The 24,272-nt window shown below is 63.3% G+C and carries 17 protein-coding genes and 1 pseudogene; 10 read left to right on the top strand and 8 right to left on the bottom strand.

Features of this window, described 5'->3' with window-relative positions; translation table 11 throughout:
- Positions 1–327: 327 nt before the first annotated feature.
- Positions 328–937: pseudogene (locus CXQ97_RS16445) on the bottom strand (recombinase family protein).
- Positions 938–1,304: 367 nt separating this feature from the next.
- On the opposite strand from CXQ97_RS16445, the gene CXQ97_RS16440 reads away from it, so the two are divergent.
- On the top strand, positions 1,305–4,067 hold the full coding sequence (locus CXQ97_RS16440) for a UvrD-helicase domain-containing protein (RefSeq protein WP_258062685.1): 2,763 nt from the start codon (positions 1,305–1,307) through the stop codon (positions 4,065–4,067).
- A gap of 279 nt (positions 4,068–4,346) precedes the next feature.
- On the opposite strand, the gene CXQ97_RS16435 is transcribed toward CXQ97_RS16440, so the two are convergent.
- From CXQ97_RS16435 to CXQ97_RS16415, 5 genes are all read right to left on the bottom strand, one after another.
- On the bottom strand, positions 4,347–5,465 hold the full coding sequence (locus CXQ97_RS16435) for an FAD-binding oxidoreductase (protein ID WP_104181969.1): 1,119 nt from the start codon (positions 5,463–5,465) through the stop codon (positions 4,347–4,349).
- 33 nt (positions 5,466–5,498) lie between these two features.
- Positions 5,499–6,545 (bottom strand): Gfo/Idh/MocA family oxidoreductase, encoded by a 1,047-nt coding sequence (locus CXQ97_RS16430; protein WP_104181968.1) that lies wholly within the window; start codon positions 6,543–6,545, stop codon positions 5,499–5,501.
- Complete coding sequence (locus tag CXQ97_RS16425) at positions 6,545–7,312, bottom strand: amino acid ABC transporter ATP-binding protein (protein ID WP_104181967.1); 768 nt, start codon at positions 7,310–7,312, stop codon at positions 6,545–6,547. The genes CXQ97_RS16430 and CXQ97_RS16425 overlap by 1 nt, the downstream gene beginning before the upstream one ends.
- A complete protein-coding gene (locus CXQ97_RS16420; protein WP_104181966.1) occupies positions 7,309–8,097 on the bottom strand; it encodes an amino acid ABC transporter permease in 789 nt (262 codons plus the stop codon). Before CXQ97_RS16420 ends, CXQ97_RS16425 begins: the two co-directional genes overlap by 4 nt.
- A 108-nt stretch (positions 8,098–8,205) precedes the next feature.
- On the bottom strand, positions 8,206–9,039 hold the full coding sequence (locus tag CXQ97_RS16415) for an ABC transporter substrate-binding protein (RefSeq protein ID WP_104181980.1): 834 nt from the start codon (positions 9,037–9,039) through the stop codon (positions 8,206–8,208).
- 266 nt (positions 9,040–9,305) lie between these two features.
- On the opposite strand from CXQ97_RS16415, the gene CXQ97_RS16410 reads away from it, so the two are divergent.
- From CXQ97_RS16410 to CXQ97_RS16390, 5 genes are all read left to right on the top strand, one after another.
- Positions 9,306–10,358, top strand: coding sequence for a LacI family DNA-binding transcriptional regulator (locus tag CXQ97_RS16410; protein ID WP_306740148.1), 1,053 nt, complete (start codon positions 9,306–9,308; stop codon positions 10,356–10,358).
- A 294-nt stretch (positions 10,359–10,652) separates the two neighbouring features.
- Entirely contained in the window at positions 10,653–11,246 is a 594-nt protein-coding gene (locus tag CXQ97_RS16405) for a recombinase family protein (RefSeq protein WP_104181964.1), read from the top strand.
- 39 nt (positions 11,247–11,285) lie between these two features.
- On the top strand, positions 11,286–11,600 hold the full coding sequence (locus tag CXQ97_RS16400) for a hypothetical protein (RefSeq protein WP_104181963.1): 315 nt from the start codon (positions 11,286–11,288) through the stop codon (positions 11,598–11,600).
- A gap of 96 nt (positions 11,601–11,696) precedes the next feature.
- Positions 11,697–12,092, top strand: coding sequence for a hypothetical protein (locus CXQ97_RS16395; RefSeq protein ID WP_258062684.1), 396 nt, complete (start codon positions 11,697–11,699; stop codon positions 12,090–12,092).
- A 175-nt stretch (positions 12,093–12,267) separates the two neighbouring features.
- Positions 12,268–13,206 (top strand): oxygenase MpaB family protein, encoded by a 939-nt coding sequence (locus tag CXQ97_RS16390; RefSeq protein WP_104181961.1) that lies wholly within the window; start codon positions 12,268–12,270, stop codon positions 13,204–13,206.
- A gap of 427 nt (positions 13,207–13,633) precedes the next feature.
- Here the strand turns inward: CXQ97_RS16390 and CXQ97_RS19625 are convergent, their stop codons facing one another.
- A complete protein-coding gene (locus CXQ97_RS19625; RefSeq protein ID WP_146069692.1) occupies positions 13,634–15,091 on the bottom strand; it encodes an insulinase family protein in 1,458 nt (485 codons plus the stop codon).
- A gap of 534 nt (positions 15,092–15,625) precedes the next feature.
- Here CXQ97_RS19625 and CXQ97_RS16375 point away from each other — a divergent pair.
- The 3 genes from CXQ97_RS16375 (at position 15,626) to CXQ97_RS16370 (ending at position 17,971) form a co-directional block, all read left to right on the top strand.
- A complete protein-coding gene (locus tag CXQ97_RS16375; RefSeq protein ID WP_104181958.1) occupies positions 15,626–15,853 on the top strand; it encodes a hypothetical protein in 228 nt (75 codons plus the stop codon).
- A gap of 10 nt (positions 15,854–15,863) precedes the next feature.
- Complete coding sequence (locus CXQ97_RS19975; protein ID WP_181035122.1) at positions 15,864–16,031, top strand: hypothetical protein; 168 nt, start codon at positions 15,864–15,866, stop codon at positions 16,029–16,031.
- Positions 16,032–16,537: 506 nt separating this feature from the next.
- Positions 16,538–17,971, top strand: coding sequence for a ParB/RepB/Spo0J family partition protein (locus CXQ97_RS16370; RefSeq protein WP_104181979.1), 1,434 nt, complete (start codon positions 16,538–16,540; stop codon positions 17,969–17,971).
- 337 nt (positions 17,972–18,308) lie between these two features.
- On the opposite strand, the gene CXQ97_RS16365 is transcribed toward CXQ97_RS16370, so the two are convergent.
- Positions 18,309–18,755 carry a hypothetical protein gene (locus CXQ97_RS16365; protein ID WP_104181957.1) on the bottom strand — a complete coding sequence of 149 codons (447 nt, stop codon included), beginning with the start codon at positions 18,753–18,755 and terminating at the stop codon, positions 18,309–18,311.
- Between the two features lie 565 nt (positions 18,756–19,320).
- On the opposite strand from CXQ97_RS16365, the gene mobF reads away from it, so the two are divergent.
- The gene (gene mobF / locus CXQ97_RS16360; RefSeq protein ID WP_104181956.1) at positions 19,321–24,141 is read left to right on the top strand and encodes a MobF family relaxase; all 4,821 of its coding nucleotides are present in this window, start codon (positions 19,321–19,323) and stop codon (positions 24,139–24,141) included.
- Positions 24,142–24,272 lie beyond the last annotated feature (131 nt).

Genomic DNA, 24,272 nt, shown 5'->3' with positions numbered 1-24,272 from the left:
CACCCGGCCGCTGGGGGTGGGAAGTCGGACGAGCCCAGCATCTTCCTCACCCTTTCCGAAGGCAACGCGAACAGTCGAACGAAGAATCCTGCGGATCGGTCATCTTGATAGGAAGTCCGGTGGCCCTCTCGGTAAAGTCTAGGCACCGACTGGTACTTCCGTCAGGTAACCCGGGATATTGAAAGCTTTCGCTTACCTCGCTTCACGGATCGTCGTATTACAACGCCGCAGTGTGAACCACTGCAGCTGAGTGACTCGACCTTTTCTCACCGACTGGCTTGATTTGCCGTGCCGGTCATGGGTGGGAGGTCTCAGTTGATTTTTGCCTCATGTGCCGGGTTGGGTGGCAATCCATTGCCTAGCATCAAGGTTCGCTATGCGCCGGTACAGGGTAGGGCGTGACATGCCCAGGTCGCGGGCGACATGGGATGCGGGTTGTCTCTGTTCGATGAGTCGGCGGGCGTTGGCAATCTGACTGTCCGAAAAGACGGGGCGTCGGCCTCCGAGGTCCAGACCGGCATCGCGGCGGTTGGTGTTGGAGTCATTGACGCGTTCGCGTTTGATCTCGAGTTCCATCTGGGCGAGGGCCGCCATGACGGTGAAGACCATGAATCCCATCGGTGTGCCGGTGTCGACATTCCCGCCGCCGAGATTCAGCACCCGGAGGTTGACCTGCCGGAGTCGGAGTTCATCAGCCAAGGTGAGCATGTTCGATGTCGACCTGCCGAGCCGGTCGAGGGTCGTGACGATCAGAGTGTCGCCTTCATGCAGCGCCTCGAGGCCTTTGTCGAACAGCGGCCGCCGGGCGTGGGCACCACTGACACCGTGATCGATGTACAAGTAATCGCGGCGCACGCCTACGGCCAGGAGGTCGGCGACCTGCCGGTCTGTGTCCTGGGCGCGCGTTGACCCTCGCGCACCCGATCAGCTTCCCTATGCCAATCCTCTACGTTGATGGCCTCAAAACTGTCTAGCAACCAACTCTTTTGTCACTATTTAGTGATCTTGCTTACGAGACACGGTATCAAGACACCAGGGGAGCAGTAGCGGCGGGGGAGTGGTGGTGTCTCGACCGACTGTCTTGCAACCCATGGGATACAAGACAGGGGCTCGGGAGTAGCTTTGATGCGCGGCGTTCCGCTGAAAGCTCTTGCCGTGGTGCTGCCGACCTGGGATTGGTGGAGTTTTGGTTGACATGTTCACCTGCTTTGGTAAAGCACCAATAGCAGCGCTTATGTCCTTAGGAGGTGCATGCTAGGGCGGTGAGGCTTGTAGTGCCGGTCAAGCGGTAGGGGTTGGTTGGCGTGTTACTGAGGTGGGGTCCTTCCTGGTTGGGAAGGTGGATGACCGGGTCTCCTAAGTGGGAGCTTTCGATTGACGACGCGAGCCTGACCGTTGTTCGGTCGGGTGATACTTGGCGACTCAGTCTCTCATCGCTACACGCGCCGATGGTACGGCCGGGTGTTTTTTTCTCGAGTATCGATATGCAGGTGGAGGACCGGTGGCTGGTACTGCAGGGGATTCCTGCCAGGTCCGCTGCAACTTTCGATGCGTCCATCCGGGCTGTAGCCCGGGCGGCAGGCCTTCGCGAGTCCTTCGACACCGATGTGCAGGAAGTTCAGGTGTGGGTAGCAGACCTCCAAGCGGCGGCACGCGCGCATTTAGCGGCCAAGGGATGGTTGACACGGGAGTTCCAGTTTCAGTGGGTGTCCGCGAAACCCGGTGCTCGGTTGGGTGCGTTGCTGAAAGAGCCAGCCCTGGCTCAGCACGTCGAAGCTCAGGATGGTTCTGTGTTGGACGCTATCGATGTCTGGGCTGATCCCGCCGGCTACATCAGAGTCTGGAATGAAAAGCATCTAGCCAGTGAGTTGGTGGTCTGCCGGGACTTCTTTGACCGGGTGGAACGCTCTCCTCTGACAGAGGAGCAGGCCCGAGCGGTGATTTGTTTCGAGAACCGGGTCCAGGTGATTGCCTCGGCCGGGTCAGGGAAGACATCGACCATGGTCGCCAAAGCTGCGTATGCCTTGCACCGGAACCTGGTGCCGGCGGAAAAAATCCTGCTTCTGGCTTTCAACAAGGACGCAGCCAAGGAACTCGAAGCTCGGATCCGGGATCGACTGCGACCCCTTGGACTGGCCGGAAATGCCATCACCGCGCAAACCTTCCATGCGTTCGGGTTGGGAGTCATCGGCAAAGCCACCGGACGTAAACCCTCGCTAGCCCCTTGGCTGGAAGGCGGGCAGGCTGTTGCGCACATGCTGCGCATCGTGGATGAGTTGAAGGATGCGAACCCCGCGTTCCGGATGCGCTGGGAGTTCTTCCGCATCGTCCTGTTCCGTGATCTGCCGGGACCCGGGAAGGAAGAGGAAGGTCCCACTGACTGGGATGCACAGAGCAGGACGTCGAGTTTCCGGACGCTGCAGGGCGAACTGGTGAAAAGCCATGGTGAACGGATGATCGCCGACTGGTTGTTCTTCAACGGGGTCACATATGAATACGAACCTAAGTATGAGATCGACACCGTGGATGCTGAGCACCGGCAGTACACCCCGGACTTCTACTACCCGGACATTGATGTCTACCACGAGCACTTCGCCCTCGATAGCCACGGCCGCGCGCCAGCAACGTTCGAGGGCTACATCGAGGGCGTGCAGTGGAAGAGGGAAACCCACCAGCAGTACGAGACGACACTGCTGGAGACGACAATGGCCGGGGTGAAGGACGGAACAGCGTTCAGTTACCTCGAGAAGGAACTCACCGACCGGGGCATCATCCTCGCCCCGGACCCGGACAGGGTTGTGAAAGGCCCCACCCCGATCGATGACGAAAGACTCATCAGAACCTTCCGGACCTTTCTCATTCATGTGAAAAACAACCAACTGACAGAAGCCGAACTGCAGGAACGGCTCCACGACCAGGACACTCAGAGTTTCCAGTTCAGGCACGCCATGTTCTTGAGTCTCTTCGGGGAGATTTGGGCGAAGTGGGAGGAACACCTGACAGCCGGGGAGTACATCGACTATGAGGACATGCTGAACCGAGCCGTGGAACACCTGGAAACCGGCAGTTGGAACGGCGGATACGACCTGGTCATGGTCGACGAGATGCAGGATGCCAGCTACGGGCGGGCACGTTTGGCTAAGGCGTTGGTGGATAAGCCGGGCAAGTACCTTTTCGCGGTCGGTGATGACTGGCAGAGCATCAACAGGTTCGCCGGAGCGGACCTGTCCGTCATGACCAGATTCGAGCAGTGGTTCGGGCCCGGGGAAACCCTGCGCCTGGAAAAAACCTTCCGGTCACCGCAAAGCATCTGCGACGTCTCCAGCGCATTCATCCAACAGAACCCAGCGCAACTCTCTAAACGTGTCGTTTCCTCGACCCCAGACTCTCCACGATCCATCAGCGCGATATCCGTCAGCGAGCCGGATCAGTATGCCGGAATCATAGGTCGATACCTGGAGGAACTGAACAGGGCAGTGCAGGACGGAACCGTCGTGCCTACCAACGGCACCAAAGTGCAGGTTCGAGTGCTAGGCCGGTACCGGAAACAGCTGAAACACATGCCGGCTGAATTCGCCCAGAGCAACAGGTCCCGAGGCCGGTGGGAGTACCTCGACGTCCAATACGACACCATCCACTCCTCCAAGGGCATGGAAGCGGACTACATCATCATTCTCGGCCTGACAAAAGGACGGGACGCTTTCCCCAGCGAAATCGTCGATGACCCGGTGCTCCAACTCGCCATGCCCCACGGTGACAGCTTCCCCATGGCGGAAGAGCGGCGGTTGTTCTACGTGGCCCTGACCCGTGCGAAACGGCAAGTCCTGCTCCTCACCGTCCAAAACAAGGAGTCTTCATTCCTGCTGGAGCTCGTGAGAGACCACGGACTTACCCTGCGGGATGCTGACGGCAAAGCGACAGCGAGTGTCATCTGCCCAGGTTGCGGCAAAGGATTCATGGTCCAAAGACAATCCGTCCACGGGCTGTTCTACGGGTGCAGTGAGTACCCCAAGTGCAAACACAAGATGCAGCAAGCTGCCATGAAGAGGGCGCTATACCACAGGTAACGACGTAGCACCATTCTTGGACTTACTAGTCGCCGGAAGTATTTCGCAACTCGCCGGGCCGCTGTCACCGCGACCGGGCATGACGGAGAGTTGAGACAAGATGCGGCAATATGAGATTTCGAGGCAGTCAGCGGATCGTAAATCCAGCGCCCGAGCGTCGCATGCTGGCCTCACTGCAGTGCCTCAAAAACCTTTAGCTTTTCGAGACAGAGCCTCCGGGCTGGGAGCAAGGAAGCCTCGCCGCCCGGAGGCTCTCTTCAAACAATTGGGAGGGGTGGATTAGTGGAAGCGTTCGGGCCGGAATGTCTCGAGCATCGGGTGCTTTTGCCCGGTCAGAATTTCCTCGGCCAGTAGTTCGCCGCCGATAAGCCCGAGTGTCGCTCCGGAGTGGGTGAAGGCCACGAAGCATCCTGGTACTTTTTGCAGTTCTCCGAAGACTGGTTCTCCATCACCGGGTATGGGTTTGCGTCCCAGCTTCCAGGATGCGGCCCTCAGAGTAGGTGCTCCTTCAAGCAGTGTTGCGGCTTCGTCTGCTAGTTGCTGCACCACGGGTTCGGGGATCGTGTAGGTGCCGTCCGCGTTTTCGGTAATGCTTTCCTCGTACCAATCGTGGTCCAGCGCCAAGGTGTTCCCGGGATTGGGACGGAGTGCCGCCCTCGGGGTGTTCATCACCGGACGCACTGTCTGGGGAGTGGGTTCGGTGATCACGAGCATCGACACTGGTGAGGCGTCGGGGATGTCTACTCCGAGTTCTTTCACCACGGCAGGGGTTTGCGGGCCACATGCCACGACCACTGCGTTCGCCCGGTACTGCTCGCCTTCGGCGGTCGCAACTCCGGTGGCTCGCCCATCGGTAACCAGGACGGATGTCTTTCCTGCGTGGGTGACCAGTTCTCCGCCGAGGTGCTTGAACTCTTCCATGAGGAATTCGATTAGGTGAGGGAGGCTGACCCATCCCTCACCGGGGTTGAAGATCGCCGTGTTGGGTACGGCTGCGGGGTTGATGCCCGTTGTGTAATCCCGAACCGTTTCGGGGTTAACGAGTTTCGAGTCGTAGCCGTGTGCCTTTTCGTAGGCGTGGCGTGCTTTGGTGGTCTCTTCCTCCCCGGTAGCGGCCCAATGAAGACCGCCGTCGAAATGGAGCCACTCCCGAGTTGAATCCGCGGCGAAGAGCGTGCGGTATCGGTCGATGCCTGTCACGCGCAGCTCGTGGTACGGGCTGGTGCGTTCACCGGCTGAATTCAGCCAGGACAGGGATCGTCCGGACGCGCCGCTGGCGAGCTCGGCTTCCGTGACGAGGACGACCGAGGTGCCCCCGCGGAGCAGGTGAACAGCGGTGGAGACCCCGAGGATGCCGCCGCCGATAACGGCAACTTGGGCTGGTGTGGAGGATGTCATGGATAACTCACTTTCTGGGGATGGGCGGCAGGATCAGCCGGCGCCATGGATTTTTTCGATGATCCGCAGGACTGTGACGGACTGGGCGGGATCGACCGGCAAGGGGGCCCCGTCGTGTAGTGCTGCGGCGAGCTGGGAGTAGAACGTGGGGTAGCTGCCACGCTCGGCGGGTACGGGTACTGTCGCGCCGTCGATGCCGAACAGGCCCCAACTGCTTTCCGGCTCGGCGCCGTACGCCTCATCGGTAGGGAGGACGCCGGCGTCGAGTGCGGGTTCTTGCCCGTCCAGTCCCCACTTGGTGTAGGCGGCAGTAGATCCCAGGACATGGAATCGTGCGCCGACCTGTGCGGCTAAGCCGTTCATCCAGAGCCGCGATCGCACCCCTGATTGATGAAGGAGGGACACGAAGCTGTCCTGGTCGGCACCGCTGGTGGGGGTATGTGTGGCGGTTTCTCCGTAGCTTTCGGTGACAGGCCCGAAGAGATCGATGGCCTGGTCGATGAGGTGTGCCCCGAGGTCGTGGAGGATTCCTCCACCTTCGGCAACAGTTGCCTCGTCTCGCCAGTTGCCAAAACCTTCGGGCATCCACCACTGGAACCGGGATTCGAAAGAGTGGACCTGTCCCAGAGCGCCCTCGGCAAGAAGCGTCTTGAGTGTCAGGTAATCCGCGTCCCAGCGACGATTCTGGAAAACTGTGACTACTACGCCGGCTCCGGCGGCCCGGTCGATGAGGCTCTCGCCTTCCGCACTGGTTGGTACGAAGGGTTTGTCCACGACGACGTTCAGCCCACGGGAGAAGGCCGCTTCGGCTAGTTCGACGTGGCTGCCGGGGGGTGTTCCCAGGACGACCAGGTCCAGCTCCAGCTCGCCGGAATCGACAGCGGCAAATAGGTTCTCGGCGGTGTTGATGATTCGTGCGGTCGGGTATTTCTGTGCAGCGAGGCTGGCACGGGCAGGGTGGGCGGTGACGATCGCGGCGAGTGAGTAGCGCGGGTCAGCGTCAATGAGGGGGGTGTGGAAGACCTTGCCGGAGACGCCGAATCCGAGGACGGCGGTGCGGATGGGGGTGTAGGCGGTCATTAGAGGACTTCCGAGAGGAATCGTTGGAGGCGTTCGCTCTGAGGGTTGTCGAAGAGGTCGGCGGGCTTGCCGGCTTCGACGACTTCGCCTTCGTCCATGAAAACCACCTGGTCGGCGACTCTTCGGGCGAAGCCCATTTCGTGGGTGACGACGGCCATGGTCATTCCGCGTTCGCAGAGGCCAGCCATGAGGGTCAGGACGCCTTTGACGAGTTCAGGGTCAAGTGCGGAGGTGGCTTCGTCGAAGAGCATGACTTCAGGTTCCATGGCCAGTGCCCGGGCAATGGCGACTCGTTGTTGCTGCCCTCCGGAGAGGTCTCGTGGTCGGTGATCGGCGCGCTCGGCGAGGCCGACTTCGGCGAGCCGGCGACTGGCGCGTTCCCTGGCTTCGCTCTTCGACATCCCCTTGACGCTCCAGAGGGCGAGGGCGACGTTCTCGAGGGCGGTGTGGTCGGGGAAGAGGTTGAAGTGCTGGAAAACCATGCCGATACGACTGCGCAGAACGTCAGGTTTGACGGTCAGGGCACTTTCACCATCTAGCAATACGTCGCCGCCCGCTGGTTCGTGGAGACGATTGATACCGCGGAGCAGGGTCGATTTTCCGGAACCGGAAGGCCCAATGATGCAGGTCGTGGTTCCTGGGGCTATGGACAGATTGACGCCGCGGAGGACCTTGATGTCACCGAAGGCCATGGTGAGGTCGCGGACTTCCAGGCTGGAGCCCCTGAAGGTAAGGATGTCGGCGGAGGTGTTCGTGGAGGTGCTCATGTGTTGCTCCCTGTGATGTGCGGGGTAACCGCATCGAGTTCCTTCACTTCGTTCAGTCCGCTGCTAGGGGCGGAAGGACGGCGCTTTCCGCTGCGGAACCGGTTATCGAAGTAGTTGACCAAGTGGGTAAGGGGGACCGTGATGATCAGGTAGAAGACCCCGGCCATGACCAGAGGGGAAAGGTTTCCTGTCAGCACTGCGGCGTCCTGGCCGACGCGGAAGAGTTCACGTTCGGAAACCAGAAGACCCAGGAAGTACACGAGCGAGGAATCCTTCACGATTGCGATGAACTGGTTCACCAGTGCGGGAAGGACACGCCTGATTCCCTGTGGAATGACTACCAATGCCATGGCCTTGCCGTACCCCATGCCCAGGGCGCGGCATGCTTCGAGCTGACCCTTCTCCACGCTCTGGATGCCGGCGCGGAAAATCTCCCCGATATAGGCGCTGGCGATGAGGCTCAGGGCGATGATGCCCAGTGGATACGGTGAGGGGCCGAAAATTTCCTGGCTGATTCTGGCGAATCCCTGTCCGATGAGCAAAATCGTCAGGATGGCGGGCAGTCCCCGGAAGAGGTCAGTGTAGATCCGGGCAGGAATACGCAGCCAACGTGATGTCGATATGCCCATCACGGCTACCACCATTCCGAGCACTACGCCGATCACCGTGGCTGCGGCGGAGATGATCAACGTGTTGACCAGACCCACTCCCAGCAGCTGCGGCAGGACGGCGAGCATCGCATCGAAGTCGAGGAATGTTCTGATCAGGTTGTCGAGGAAGTCCATGTCAAGCTCTCAGTGTCTGTGGCCGGGGTGCGGGCCGGTGTGTGGCCCGCCCTTGGGTGAGGTTCCGAGCGTGTTCCCGAGCGAGTTCCCGAGGGAACTGGGCCCGGGCTACTTGCTCGGAGTCGGCTCGGGGGTTGGCTCGGAACTTGGCTCAGAAGTCTGCTCCGCGGACGGCAGGTACTGCTCAGGCATCGGCGAGCCTGGGAACCACTTCTGGTAAAGCTCTTTCCAGGTGCCGTCCTCCATGGCCTCCGCGAGGGCCTCATCGAGTGCGACTTTGAACTCATCCTTGCCCTTGGCGATGGCGAACCCTGCAGGAGCATCAAAGGACGGAATGTCTGCTGCCGAAACCAGGCCGAACTTCTCCATGTAATCCTTGGCTGCCTCGTAGTCCAGGAAGTGGGCGTCGACGGATCCACCGTTGACCGCCGCGATAGCGGAGTTGTTGTCCGGGAAACGGACGAGATCTGTCTCGGTGAAGTTCTTCACCGCGTAGGCTTCCTGCAACGTGCCCTGCACCACTCCCAATCGGTGCCCGGCGAGACTTTCCGCATCCTTGATGTCGGAGTCCTTGGTTGTGATGACCGTGAGGTAGCCGGCGAGGTAGCCTTCGGAAAAATCGACCGTCTGCTTGCGCTCCTCGGTGATACCGATCGCCGCCACTCCGACATCGAACTGCCCATTGGCGACAGCTGACAGCAGGCCGGAAAAATCCTGACCAGTGAAGACCACGTCGTCGACGCCGATGCGTCCGGCGACGTCCTGGAACAGCTCCACGTCGAAGCCGGTGAAATTGCCGGAGGCATCGGTGAAGGTGTAGGGCTTGGAATCGCCCAAGCTGGCTACGCGGATAGTGCCAGGTTCGACCAGGCCGTAAGGATTGTCCTCCGGGGCCTCGGACGAGGACGACCCGCAACCGGTGAGAACCAGCAGAGCAGTCATTGCTGTGGCCGCGGCCGTGACCAAGGGGCGGAATCGGCGAGTACTTTTCACTAGATCGTCCAATCGATGGCGACACCTCGGTGCCTGAGGAGCGGGAGTTCAGAAGAAAATCACATCCCCAGCAGTTGAGTCCGGTCTCAGCAGCGTAGAGTGAGACCGGGCTCACATTTGGGTTGCTGAGGAATCTACACGCGTATTGCAGGAGGGTCAATCCCTCCCGAAAGGTGACTATGAGTGCTTCATCCCCTCGCCGCAGGGACGTGACGGTGGCAGATGTTGCTCGCGAAGCGAAGGTCTCAAAGGCACAGGCGGCTCGAGCGCTCGGCGATTACGGGGCCGTCAGCGACGAGGTTCGCTCCCGCGTCCTGGCTGCGGCGGCGACTTTGGAGTACAGGCCGAACGAGCTCGCCCGAAGCATGAACACGGGCAGATCCAAGACCTTGGGTGTTGTAGTGGGGGACATCGAGAACCCCTTCTTCAGCCTCGCCATGCGAGGCATCTCGGATACCGCCAAAGCTCAAGGATTCGATGTCATTCTGATCAACACCGGAGAGGACGTCATAGCTGAAGCCGAAGCCGTGCGGGTACTACTCGACAAGCGCGTTGATGGAATGATCGTGGCGCCGGCCTCCCAACTTTCCACTCGGCACCTGCATGACGTCGTTGAATCAGGTCGTCCGCTGGTCTTGCTCGACCGCCAGATACCAGGCCTTGGTGTGCCTGCGGCTATGGCGAAAATGGACGACACTGCTTACGAGGCCGTCACGCATCTGATTGACACTGGTCACACCCGCATCGGCTACATCTCGACCCTGGAAGCCGGAAACTGGTCCTCCAGCCCAGAAACCGACTTAGGGTCGAACCCCGTATCTGAACGCTTGGCTGGTATGCGCAGAGCATTCCATACGGCCGGCATGCCAATACCCGAGGATCTGATTCGGCTCAGCGCCGGCAAACCGCAACCAATCCATGAGATTGTCCAAGAGCTGCTGTCTGGACCATCCCCCGCCACAGCCATCGTCGCCTCTGACAGCCTCATCGCCCTGGACGTTCTTCACACTCTTCAGAATCTCAATCTCAGCATCCCTGATGACGTGTCCTTCATGATGTACGACGACATGCCATGGGCGCAGCTCATGAGACCGCCCATCACAGTAGTCGCACAGCCCGTCTACGACATCGGCGCAGCAACCGCCGAGGCACTGCTGGCTCAAATCCTCGGACAGCCAGCAAAACCCGAAAGCCTGCTCTTTCCTTCAAAACTAGTAAAGCGAGGATCGATTGGAGTACCAAACACGCGGCTTAGAACACTGGTCTGAATCCCCTTCCGCCCCGAGACCAGAGACCTAAACGTCGAAGATGTCGCCATCGGACAGGCACTGACCGATGCGTCGACGATCAGCATCCAAGTACCACAAGTGAAACGTCGACCTTGGCCGGTTGGTCTTCGATGGTGTCTCGAAAAACTACAGTTTTCTAAGACACGTTGTCGGCGTCCCTGAAGCCCGAGAACTTCCGCGGAATCTCAGGGCACGCTCTGTCTCGGAAAGTCGTCTCGCTATAAAGTGCCTTAGTTCTCGTGTCCTTGGGACTTTTCGAGGCACACTGGTCGCATGAGGCACCTCGGATACACCCGCGTGAGCACATCGTCCCAGGATGCGAAGCTGCAACTCGACGCACTCGTCGCTGCCGGGGTGCAGAAGCGTGACGTGTTTGCTGATGTGACGTCCGGGAGCAGGACTGCGATCGAGCGGCCCGGGATGAAGAAACTCCTCGAGTACGCCAATGAAGGTGACACCGTCGTGGTTTGGCGGGTTGACCGTCTCGGGCGGTCGTTGATCGATGTGCTGAACACGGTAAACCTCCTTCGGGAGCGGGGCATCTTCGTTCGGTCCCTTTCGGACGGCATCGACCCCGAGACTTCCACGGGCCGGTTGATGTTGAACATGCTCGCCACCCTTGCCGAGTACGAGCGTGAGCTCATCGTTGAACGTGTCAACGCCGGCCTTGTCGCGGCTAGGCAAACCGGGACCCAATTCGGCCGGCCACGCTTGGACCCGAAGGTTATTGCCGCGAAGCTCGACGTCGTGGCCGACGCCCGCGCGAAAGGCAGGACCGCCGAGGACGCGGCGCGTCTGGTTGGCTGGAGCAGGGCCACCCTGTACCGGCACCAGCAAGCCCACGAGGCCCATATCCATGCGAGCTAAACCTATCCGCCACAACCGCCCCGTAGTCAGGGGAGCGCGATGATCCGACTGATCCGCTGGTTGCTGACCTCGAGCATCCGCTACAGCTACCGGTTCGTCCGCGCCATCCTCCGGCTGCCGCTGCTGTTGCTGCCCATCTCGCCGAGGGTTCGCAACCAGGTCGCCGCCGCCCTGGCAATTGCGCTCTGGTTCGCCGGCCTGTACATCCTGGTCGTCGCGGCCGCCGCGCCGTGGTGGGGTCAGTTGATGGTTGCTGCTGGAGCTGCACTGGTGATCGTCGGTGTGGTGCGGATGGAGGGTCGCCGACTGATCGTCCGCCGTCCCGCGGGTCCGATGACGTCCTGGCGGAGGTAGGCGGCGATGAGGCAGCGCAGGAGAGAGGCTGACCGGTTCTGGGAAAAAGTCGTCAAGGGCCCGCGGCCGCACGACTGCTGGATCTGGACTGGCGCGGTGGCCGATGACGGCTACGGGCGGTTCTGGGTCACCAGGGACGGCGAGCAACGCGCGCTGCGGCCGCAACGCTTCGCCTACGAACTCCTCATCGGAGGGACCCTGCACCCGGGCATCGCACTCATGCACGTCTGCGACGTCCCACTCTGCGTCCATGCCAGCACCGGGACAGACACTCACCTGCTGCCCGGTACTCAGGCGTTGAACATGCTTGACCGGTCCCAGAAGGGCCGGCATGCCAACGCCTCGACCTTCCGGTGGCGCGGTGTAGGCCGGGCCCAGTTCCGCACCCAGTCGCTCACCCTGCGCACAGCCCTCCTCGAGCACGGATGGAACGAGCCGATCATCCGCCCCCTGCTCACTGGCATCGACCCCGAAGCGCCAACGCTCTTCTGACTATGGGAGGGCGCACTAGGCGACTTGGTCACTTGCTGGTCGATTCGCGGGCATCCGTCCAGTCTCTGAGTCCCCGCCTCAATCGCCGTGTCAGGGCCGTGTTCTACGCTTCGTAGTGGAGTCCTGTCCGGGGTGTCCGTCGTACCCGACCTACCGTCGTTGGAGCATGATGCCTGTGAGCTCGATACCGCGCCCCGCCGACCTGGCCCTCCGCGTCCGTCGCGCCTTCCGCGCCCGGGTCTCCGGGGACCCCACCGGGGCGCCGGACTGGGTGCGCGACATCGCCCTGGTCGGGGAGGGACCGGGCTGGTTCGAGCCCGACGGCGTCGTCTGGCGGGTCCACGGCGACCTCTCCACCCTTGTCGGCGGGGTCGCGGCCCTCCTCGGGCAGGGCACGCATCCGCTGGCGATGGCCGGGGTCGCGCGGCACTCCTCGTACCGCAGCGACCCTTGGGCCCGCCTCGCCGGGACCGCGCGCTGGCTCACCGTGAGCACCTTCGGCTCCGCGGAGCTCGCCGAGCGGGAGTCGGCGCGGGTCCGCGGCATGCACGGGCGGGTCCGCGGCAACACCGACGACGGCCGCGCCTATTCCGCCTCCGACCCCGCCCTGCTTCGCTGGGTGCACCTGGCCTTCACCGACGCCTTCCTCGGAGCCCACGAGGCCGTCGGCCACAACCTGGCCCCGCGGTTCGGCCGCGACTGGGCCGACACCTATATCGCCGACTGGTCCCGCAGCGCCCGGGCCCTCGGGGCCGAGGACCTCCCGGTCAGCCGCCGGGAACTCACCGAGGCCCTGCGCGCGCTGGAGCCCGACCTCGAACCCGTCCCCGCCGAACTCCTCACCTTCCTCTCCGCCCCCGGCGGACTGAACCGGGCCGAACGGATCTTCTACAGCGGCCTCGCCAGCGCCGGGGCGCTGGTGCTCTCCCCATCCATCGCCCCCCTCGCCGGGGTGCCCGGCCGCGGCGACCGCTCGCCCGCGGCCCGCCTCCGCTTGCAGCGCACCCGCTTGCAGTTGCGGACCTTCCAGCTGGCCCTCGGGCCGCATAGCCCATCCGAGGACGCGGCGCGCTACCGGATCGGCCTCGCTGGCCCCCCGGACTGGCTCGGCTAAGCCTGGGCCGCTACTACAGCCCCGACCACGCTCACCGCGCCTGGTCGACGCCGATGAGTGAATGAGTTTTTGATTGGTTGAGTAACGGCCGGCACCGATGGGTGCCGGCCCTTCGTTGTTGCTGGGGTTCCCGGCCAGCGCCCGTGGGTGAGCGGCGGTTCTCGTGCTTCCCTGGTTTCCGCTGGGGCTCCAACCAGGGCAATGGTCCTGCGCTTCGCTCCGGCCTAGTGAAGGTCATCCCCGTCGCAATCTTCGTTTAGCGAGTAGTCGCCTACGCCTGGTTTGAGGAACGTCCTAAGGACGATAAGAGCTACGGCAGCTACGCCCAAAGTGACCTGGAGCCGCGGCCTCTACTACGCCTGAAGGAAAAACTCTGCCCGCTCCGATCACGCGACTGATTCACCTGTTGTGGTGAGGTAGCGCCTAACTAGCTGATGTCCGTCCGGTAGCTCAGGGAAGGATCGACCCGGCTTTCGATGAGGGCAAACGCCTCATGCCCCTTCGCGAACCACGATTGTTGAAGCTCCACAGACGCGGCATCGACGCCATGCAGTGCGATTCCGTAGGGCGTGTATTCAAGTCCTCGAACGTCTTCCCACCGAATAGTGGTTACCACCTGATCCACGAGACTTACGCCAGCATCACCGACCACAAGGCGAGCCTTCGAAGGGACTCCTTGGAAGGAACCACGGAAGCTGCGCTTGAAGGCGCGTCCGGACACCGGTTCGTGGTCCTCGCTACCGAAACTATTCAAGGTGGAATCCGACGTACTTGTTCCTTCGGGCATACCCACGATGAGTGTCGAATCGAGCAGGGACAAGGCATCCTTTACCGACTGCGGAGTCACTGCAGCGGTTTCCGTCACCATCTGTTCCGGGCTGATAATCTGCTCACCCACCAGGTGACGTCGGGCAGCATCGGCGGCGGCAACGACTGCTGAGCGAGGATCCGCTACAAAATCTTTGATGTCGTCCGTCAGCTGCTGCAACTCCAACTCCTCAGGCCCATGCAACGCCAGGTCTTGAAGTATCCGTCGAAGCTCGCTGCATACCAGTTCAGCATTCTCCTTTCGCGGATCGGCGGTGAAGCACACAAGGCCCCGGCCACTACCACCCTCAAAAAGGTCGAACTCGATGTCGTAGATCAACCCGCGCTGCTTTCTTAGATCAGCCAAGGCTCGTTGACAGAGGATCTGCGCGATTGCTGAGGCGCTCGTTCTCGCCAACTCCGACCCGGACTCGTACTCAAAAGATAGGGCGAGGGGAGGCCCGCCCAATTCAAACCAGAGCGGCAACGGGAGACTTCTGATCGGCACTGCAGCGAGAGGAGGCCGCGCTTCGCCGGGAGGCAGGACGAGGGACAATCCCGGGGGAGGAGGGCCCGTTAGCGCCAGTGCCGCATTACCCCTCGTAAGGAAGGTCCTGATGACCTCTTCAACAGCCTCCCGACTAATGCCGGTGAGTGCCGGCTGATCGACCGCTGCAAGCCCGAATGAGGAAAGGCCGTACCTGCGAAGGAGGTGCTCTGCGACTGCTGGTCCTACGACAGATGAGGCTTCCGCAGCTAGAACCTTCTTCTCAACATCCAAGGAGCCGAAATCGGGAGCGCAGATGTTTGCACAAACGTCCTTGAGGAACGCGACCACCTGCTCCGGACGACCGGTAGCTTCGAACGACATGAAACTCAGTTCGACCGTCGCATTGTGGTCGTGCCGGGGCGACGCTACGCCGCCCATCACGACGTGTTCGGCAAGATGAGTGATGCCTGACGTCACCAAAGACTCATCTCGAACACCAACACGGAATACGAGTTCGGCACTCAGCGGAGGGGGACCATCGACCCAGAAAACTGGTACGCCATCGATCTCAGCCCTATTGAGTGTCATGAGTTGATCCTAGGTCGCCACAGGGACTCCTGAGGGCGACACGAGGATGCACGCAACCCGCCAGCTTGGCGGCCCCAATTCTTCGAGGACTTGTCTATAGGAACATCTCTCCCGGCCGCCGCCATCCACGCTGGCGCGACCACCACAACCAGTCACGAGCTGCACCTACCGCGCAGCACCACCAGGCGAACCCTCAGACGAGCCATCGGTGGGGTAGACAGCAGTCGGGCCCGTGGCCTCTGCTCCGATAATGCCGTCGGCAGCAATCGACCGGCGGGCAGCTTCGGCGTAGTACGAGCGCATCCCGTGCTTCACCCCGAACCGAATGATCCCGTACAAGATCAAGCCCATCAGCGCCCAAAGGACCGGGACGATCAGAATTCCGAATCCACCTAGTGCCATTGCTTCCCCATGCCTAGAACGAACAGTCGATCCAGTGAGCGTACCGGCGCGCATGCCGCCCAGCTGTGCACTGAGGACTGACACCACCGAGACGTACAGTGACACCAATTCACCGACCAGGAAGAGACGATCATGGGACCCGTGGACTACATCGAGAACCCCGACCAGGCCGCTGCCCTGAGCCCTGACCTCAGCGAGAACCTGCAGCTGCACCTGCCCGAGCTGGCGGCGCCCACGCTCGGGGACCTCCTCGGGGACCGGCTCGAGGCTGCCAGCACGCCGACGAGCGGAACCAGCGACTTCGGACCCGTCGACGTCGCCGACGCCTCCAACGAGGCACGCCGCTTTTTCGAGGACTGACGCCGCCGCAGTGACGCCACAGACACTGGGCACCCCGTCCCTGGCGCAGTGCTGTATCTGCCGCGCCACCACGAAGATCCTTGACCCGGGCCGTCCCCTGCCCGAGGGCTGGCTGTACCGGGCAATCACCGTCGATGTCGGCCGCTACTACTGCCCCGACCACGCCCACAAAGCCTGACCGGCACCAATGAGTCGATGAGTGAATGAGTATTTGAGCGACTGAGTATGGGCCGGCACCGATGGCTGCCGGCCCTTCGTCATTGCTGGGTCCTAGCCGGCGACCGCGGGTGGCCGGCGGTTTAGTGCTTCCCATGTTTCCGCTGGCGCTCCAACCAGAGCAATGGTCCTCTCGCTTCGCTTCGGCCTGTTCCGGCCAAGCTGCTCCTTCGTCGCATCCAGTCCGGGTGTTTTTTGCTGCTGTCCTACGGATTATCCGTCCCCGTTCCACCGCGTCAATCGGCTGCGCCGACGGTGCCGGCAACAAACCTCCACGGCGCTCCTGCGTCGCTTATTTCCTTGAGAGGTTTCCCACCACCACCGCCCTACGGGTTGCACACGGCTCCGTCGGGAACGAGCGAGCGAGCTCGCCAGCAGGCAAAAAACAACGGGGGAGGGGTCCACTGCTGGTCACCAAGGGCCCCGACACCACCACCGCAACGAAGGAGCAACACCGTGAACGCTCAGCTGACCACTCAGCCGACCCTTGAAATGATCGACCCGCGCACGCTCACCGTGGACGTGAACGTGCGCAAGGACGCCGCCCTGACGCCCGAGTTCATCGCGAGCATCAAGGAGCACGGCGTGATCGAACCCGTGATCGCGCACCGCAAGGACAACGGCGACGGAACCACCACCGTGCACGTCCTGATGGGTCAGCGCCGCACGCGCGGTGCGGTCGAAGCCGAGGCCCCCCTGATCCCGGTCATGGTCGTCGCCAGCCCGGCGGAAGCCGAGCGAATCACCACGCAAGTCGTGGAGAACGTTCAGCGGTCCGCGCTGACCGACGCGGACGAGGCCGACGCCTTCCACCAGCTGTCCCTGCTGGGAGTGAGCGCGGCGCAGATCGCGAAGAAGACCGGACGCGCCAAGACCCAAGTCGAAGGAGCGTTGAAGGCCAAGATGAGCACCGCAGGAGAAGCCGCACTATCCAAGGGCCGCACCATCGAGGAAGCTCTCGTGCTGGTCGAGTTCGAGGGCGACGAGGACGCCACCGAGGAGCTGGAATCGGTCATTGCGGACGAGCCGGACATGCTCGCGCACGTCGCCCAGCAGATGCGCGACAAGCGCGCACGCGAGGAAGCCCGCGCCGCACTGGTGGCCGAGCTGGAAGCCGCCGGGACCGTCGTCGTGAAAGATGTGAGCTACGGCTACTACCCGACGGACGAGAACGTGGTCGTCACCGGTCTGCTCCGAGCCGACGGAGAGCGAGCCACAGACGAGGACGCGAACGCCGTCTGCATCGCCAACAACTACCACGGCGAGTACAGCACCATCCCGGTCGTCACCGGATGGAAGGAACTGGGTTTCACCCTCCGACACGTCACGAGCACAGCGGCCCCGAAGGGACCCATGAGCGACGAGCAGAAGGCCGAGCGGAAGACCCTGATCGCCAACAACAAGGCCATGGAATCAGCGACGGTCGTCCGACGCGATTTCGTGCGGTCCCTGCTGGCGAAGAAGCAGGCACCGAAGGGCTGGCAGTACTTCACCGTCCACGCCCTGACCCACCACCCCGAGGTCGCCAGCGGCTACGAGGGAGCCGTCGCCGCCGAGATGGCCGGAGCGAAGATCGAAGGCAAGGAAACGTGGGGATGGAACCCGCTCAGCGACCACGTAGCGAAGACCACCACCCGCCCCGAGGTGCCCATGATCGCGCTGGTCTGCGCAGGGTTCGAGAAGACCATCGCCAAGGACTCGTGGCGCTCACCGCACCGAAGCCACCTGACCTACCTCACACAGTTGGTCACGTGGGGGTACACGCCCAGTGAGGTCGAGCAGATCATCCTCGACAGCGCGAACAAGACCACCGAACCCGACGAGGACACCGAGCACAGCGAGACGTTCGAGGAAGTCCACACCGACGAGGAGATGATCGCGGAAGAGTACGCCGCCGAGTAGCACCGGACACCGGTGGTGCACGGAGCGACAGCCCTGCACCACCAACCCCGGCCCGGGCCGGCCCGAACAGTGGAGGGGAGCCGGTCAGCTCACCGCTGGTGGGCGGGGCGGTTCGCCGCCGCTCCGGGAACCTCGAGCTGTGGTCGCCGGCGCCGAACCGCCGTCCTCGCACTCACGCTCACTCCGCCTCCGGTGCCGCGCACCAGGTACGCGCGCCCCGGCCGCGCTACACACCGACACGACCAGGAGAAAGGCCCACACAGATGTGTTCTCCACAGAAGAGGGGACCGACACAGTCGGTCCCCTCACTTCGTGCTGCCAGGTCGAGCTTCAGCCGTCAGGCGGCCTTCGTCTCGGCGGCAACCTGTTCCGCAATTTCGTCCGCTGTCCCCGCCAGCGTCGACGCAGTCCCCGCGTCCCTCGCATCCCCGGTGTCCGCGGATGAGGTGCCAGCGCTGGCACCGTCCAGGGCCCGCTTCACCTCGGCGGTACTGAGCCCGAGACGGGCCGCCACCGCTGCGCGGCTCTCCCCGGTATCGAGCATCTGCTGCACCTTCGCGCCGGCTTCCTTCGCGGCCGCCTCCGCGTCCTGCTCGGCTTTCGCCAGGATCGCGTCGGCACGCTCGCGCGCCTCGGCGCGGATCTGCTCTGCCTGCTCCTCCTGCTCGAAGAACTCCGCCGCCAGGTCAATCAACCTCTCGTGCCGTGTGGTGAGTTCCTGGGCTTTCGCCCTCGCCTTTTCCCGTGCCGCGACCTGCTGCGCTGACTTCCTCGGTGCTGCCATGATGACCCGTCCCCTTCACTCATCCCGCATTCAAAACCCGTACCTGATCCTGCTTCGGCCGCGACTTGCGATCCGACGCACTTCCCCACCAAACCTAACGGTCAGAGCCCACCCGTCACAGGCGCAACACTCAGCTCCTTATTCGGCTCCTCGCTCACCGCCGGTGCCCACCAACCTTTCATGCGGACCTCGCTGACGCTCGGGCTGGATGCAACGGACGTTGACCACACGTGGACGGCTTCGAGATAACCAACGTCTCTGCGCTGCCCACCTGGTGGATAACGTCCGTTAGCGGTTCCACACAATCGAACGAACGGTGGATAACGAAAACCGTGTTACCCACCGCTCATTCTCATGTGCACAACCGCATCGAGATTCGATGGACCAATCGTCCTGGTCTCCACGGCGCTCCATCTTCGGTTTCCTCCTCCGTCGTCACCAAGCGATTTCGCACCACTCCAACCAGCACAATCTGTCACACCTCTTGCATCCTGATAAATGAGGCTAGTCTTGCGCGGCGTGCCGCCTCGAAGGGGGTGGGGGAGTGGATGAGGATGGGAGGGTGATGACCGTCCATAAGCTCAGTGCTGGGGACGGCTACACCTACTACACCTCCGAGGTCGCCAGCGGCGACGAGTTACGCGTAGGCGACCGAGAGCTGGGGGACTACTACACCGTCGAGGGCATGCCTCCGGGGCAGTGGATCGGTCACTCCGAGCAGCTGTTGGGAGTCTCCGGTGAAGTCACCGAAGCGCAGATGAAAGCCTTGTTTGGCGAGGGTCTGCACCCTGAGGCTGCCAGCATCATCGCCGCCGGCGGCGGCGCGAACGATGTAAAGCTGGGCCAGAAGTACCACCAGTACGACGCGGCGGACACGACGATGACGCGCCGCATCGACGAGGAAGTGGCCCGGTTCCGGGGCACCAGCGGACCCGTCTGGAGCGGGCCGGAGAACGCCGAGAAGGTGCTGCCGACGGAAGTCATGCACGAGATCCGGTTCCGGGTCGGCGGCGAGCTGTTCCGCGAGTCCCACGGCCGGAATGCCCGCAGCAACGAAGAACTCGCCCGGTACGTGACCGCGCAAACGACGCCGTCGAAGCAGACCGTCGCCGGGTACGACCTGGTGTTCTCGCCCGCCAAATCGGTGTCCCTGCTGTGGGCGCTTGGCGGAGACGAAGCACGCAAAGCGGTCGAGGCCGCGCACAACGAAGCCATCAAAGAGACCATCACCTTCCTCGAGAAGAACGCCCTCTACACCCGCCGCGGGAAGAACGGTGTCCGCCAGATCAACGTCGATGGCGGTCTGGTCGCCACCCAGTTCCGGCACTACGACTCCCGTGCCGGAGACCCCCAGCTGCACGACCACGTCGTCATCGCGAACAAGGTCATGGGCAGCGACGGCAAATGGTCGTCCCTCGACGGGCGCACTCTCTACAAGATGGGCGTCGCCGCATCCGAGACGTACAACGCGAAGGTCATCGAGAAGGTCTGCGCGTCCCTCGGCGTCAGCACCGTCGCCCGATCCACCGGTGGCGGAGAGCCCGTCTACGAGGTCGCCGGGATCGACCTCGACAGCATCCACCGCGCCTCCTCGAGGCGCACCAACATCGCCGGAGCGATTAACCGGCTCGAAGCCGAGTTCACCGACAAGCACGGGTACGCCCCCAGCGACAAGCAGAAGATCGCCCTGGCACAGCAGGCCACGCTTGAGACCCGGCCGGAGAAGAAAAGTGCCCGCCGGCTCTCCGAGCTGGTCGACGAATGGCAGAAGGACTACAGCACCGGGCTGGACAGGGAGATGGGCGCGGGGATGGGGATGCCGGTCGGACCGGCCCTCCTCGAGCACGTCCGCAGTATGGGCCCCCGCACACCCGACGGCGTTCCCGCCGGCCTCAGTGTCGCCGACCTCAACGTGCACGAGCACGCCCGTCAGATCGTCCACGAACTGTCAGCCAAGCGCGCCTCATGGGGTCGGAACCACGTCATCGCCCAGACCCGCCGACACCTCAAAGACGCTTTCCCCGGGCAGACCATCACCGACGAGACCGTGGAGAAGGTGACGCGCTCCGTCACCGCCACGCACAGCCTCCAGGTTACGCCTGTTGCTATCACACCGCGCCTGCGCGAGTTCCAGCGGGCCGACGGATCGAGCCAGTTCCAGCAGGCTGACAGCGCTTTGTTCACCTCCCACGAGGTGCTGAGCGCCGAGCACAGGATCCTCGCGGCAGGTCAGAAAACCGTCATCCCGGCCGTGTCCATGGAACGCTTCGACGTAGTCCTGGCGAAGCACACAGAGGCCGCGGCGACGGGTGGCGGACATGCCCTCTCCCAGGGGCAGATCGACGTGGCGCGTGCGTTCGCCTCCGACGAGAAGCTTCTGACCCTCGGCATCGGACCGGCAGGAACCGGCAAGACCACCAGCCTTTCCCTTGCCGCCGACGCCATACGCGACACCGGTGGACGGGTCATCGGACTCGCCCCTACCGCCGCTGCGGCCGCCGTGATGAGTGGGGACCTCGGAGCGGAAGCGACGACCATCGACGCGTTCCTGGCCACCCACCGCAATCGGCAGCAGAACCAGCAGGACAACGGCGCGGGTGGGCGCTCGAGCTTCATCAATCCGGCCTTCACGCCGGTGTGGGATCTGCGTGCCGGGGATGTGATCATCGTCGACGAAGCAGGTATGGTCACCACCCCGAAGCTCGCCAACGTCGTCGCCGTCGCCGCCCGCAACGGTGCAGTCGTCAGGGCCATCGGAGATGACCGCCAGCTCGGCGCCATCGGCTCGGGCGGCGCGCTGCGCCTGCTCAACAACGAGGTCGGAGCGGTCCGCCTCGAAGAAGTCCACCGCTTCCGCACGGAAGGCGAGTCGGAGGCATCCCTGGCGCTGCGCGAGCCGCCCGCCGCCGGCGCGGACACCCCGTTCCACTGGTACCTCGAGAACAAGCGCGTCACCGCCGGCACCCTTGAGGCCATGACGCAGGACGCCCTCGGTGCGTGGATGGCCGACACCCAGGCCGGTAAGACCTCGCTGTTGATTGCCACCGACAACGCCACCGTCACCGATCTCAACGCCCGCGCACAGGCCGCCCGCATCGCCACCGGGAACCTTGCCGACGGCACTGGCCCGATCACCGAAGCGACGCCCTCCGTCGTCCTGCGAGACGGACTACGCGCCTACACCGGGGACACCGTCGTCACGCGGAAGAACGACCGCACCCTGCAGGTCAACCAGGGCAAGGACTTCGTCAAGAACAACGACGTCTGGACCGTCGAGAAAGTCACCGCAGACCCCGCCACGAATCTAGCTGCCGATACAGCTGCAGGTGAGGAGCGGCAGCGCGTGACCCTTCGGCATGCAGGTCACCGCGGACGGATCACCGTCGACGCCGACTACCTCCACGAGCACGGGCAGCTCGGCTACGCCGCGACCGTGCACCGCGCCCAAGGTGCGACCGTGGATACCGCTCACGCGATCCTCGACGCACGGACCGAGCGGGCTGGCGCCTACGTGGCTGCCACCCGAGGACGCGAGACGAACCGCCTCTATGTTGCCCTCGGCGACGACAACGACCAGGCCGTGACCCGCGACAGCGTCCTGTCCACGATCACCGCGAACTACGACCGCACCCTGTCCGCGCACGAAGCAGTACGGACCGAAGCCGTTCGTACTGGCGACGTTGCCACCCTCGCGGGCGTCTACAACGAGGTCGAGAACGCCGCGTGGGAAGCCAAAACCAGAACCATCGCAGCCGAAGTGATCGGGCCGCGGACCGCCGTGCAGTTCACCTCGCACGAGGCATGGAAAGCGGTAGCAACGCACCTGCGAGCAGCCGAAGCGCAGGGCCTCGACCCCGCCTCACTCCTGGCCCAGGCCGCTGGCGTCAGCCGTGACAGCAGCGGGCGCGGGCAGCACGCCGACACCGGGCACCTTCGCGGTTTCGACGGAGCCCAGGACCTGGCGGCCGTCCTCGCGTACCGGCTCGAGCAGCGCATCGACGCCGCCCGCAGCCTCCTTGCCAACGCCGACCAGCGTCCCCTCGGTGCCGTGTCCGATGAGCACCTGCAGCGCCTCGCACAGCAGGCCACGCAGCACGCAGCAGGATCCGAGCTGCCGCGCCGCTCGCCCGGGGAAGTGCCGATGGACACGCAGTGGGCGGCACGTCCGTTCGCTCTCATGCGGACCGACATGCTCATCGATGCCCGCCCCAGTGCCATCGCGCGGGTCCAATCCATCGACCCCGCCACACCAGTTGGCGCAGAGACACCGAGATCCGTGTTCAAGGATCAGTGGCGGGTGAAGGCAATGACCGTCGAGCTGGAACGCCGCCAAAATCTCTCCCCGACCCAGGCCGCCATCGAGCGCACCGCACGCGGGGAAGATCCCCGCTCCGCCCACCAGATCACCATCGGCGACGCCATGCGGCACGAGCAGCAGCTCCGCGCCGTCGCACTGCCACAAGTAAGCGACGCAACGGATACAAGAATGCAGCCGGCCAGTACGGCAGCAGCTGTGAGCGAGGACCTTGCGCCAGCCGTCCTCCTGAAGGATCCGCTTGTGCCGGCGTCGTACCGGGCCGAGCTCCACCGGCTCCGGGTACATCTCGGACAGAGGGTCATGGTCCGCGGCGCGCAGCTCGCGGAAGAGAAGCCTGCGTGGACGAAGGCCCTCGGTCCCGTGCCCGGGAAGGACGCGAAAGCCGCCGAGTGGCACCGCATCGCGGCGGAGACTGAGGCATACCGGAACCGGTACAAAATTGGCACCCATGAGACGGCGTTCATCCCGAAGCAGTACCGGGCCGATCCCACCGCGCAGCGCCTCATCGAGCGTGCCACCTCCCTGCACAAGCACGGCGAGCTCACCACCACCCCGCCGCGGACTGCTCCACAGAACCGGCAGGGAGCGGATGAATCGGCGATCGTAGACCGGATGACCACCGAGCAGGCCGCCGCCCGCCGCGTCATCGACCGGCTTCGGGCCGAACGCGCGGCAGCCAGCGATCCGTTGCCGGGCCCGCAGCAGCGTGAAGCGCACATCTTCGAAGCCACACAGACCGAGCCCCGGCTGCAGCAGGCTGACAACGTCTCCGAGGCCGTCGCCCGCGCAATCGCCAAGCACCGCGCCGCCAATGACACCACCGGGTCCGAACAGACGACGGGGGTGTCAGACCAGAACAAAAAGGAGACGGTCGTGCGTGAAAGCAAGGAATTATTCAGAACCAACGATGGTCGGGGTTTGAGTGCCATGCAGGCTGAAGCCGTCCGTCGACGACGGGAAGCAGCCGCAACAGCCGACCCGGCGACGTCGGCATCAAAGGATGCCGCTTCGGCCCGAAGTAGAAAGGCTGCAGAAACGAAGGCGCGTGACGAGGGAAGGTCACGCTAGGGGTGCAGATTACGAAGTCGTCGCTGAGAGCTCGTGAGTGAGCGGCAGTCCACCTCAGCTCGTCCAGGTCAACTCTCGGGAGAAGCTTAAGTGTCCATCGGCGCAGAGAAGCTTGCTGCACTGCGACAACC

Origin of the sequence: Arthrobacter sp. B0490 (genome assembly GCF_002929355.1) — a bacterium.
Classification (GTDB): domain Bacteria; phylum Actinomycetota; class Actinomycetes; order Actinomycetales; family Micrococcaceae; genus Arthrobacter_D.
Note: the sequence above shows the minus strand (reverse complement) of the source record. Positions and strands in the feature narration are given on the sequence as shown.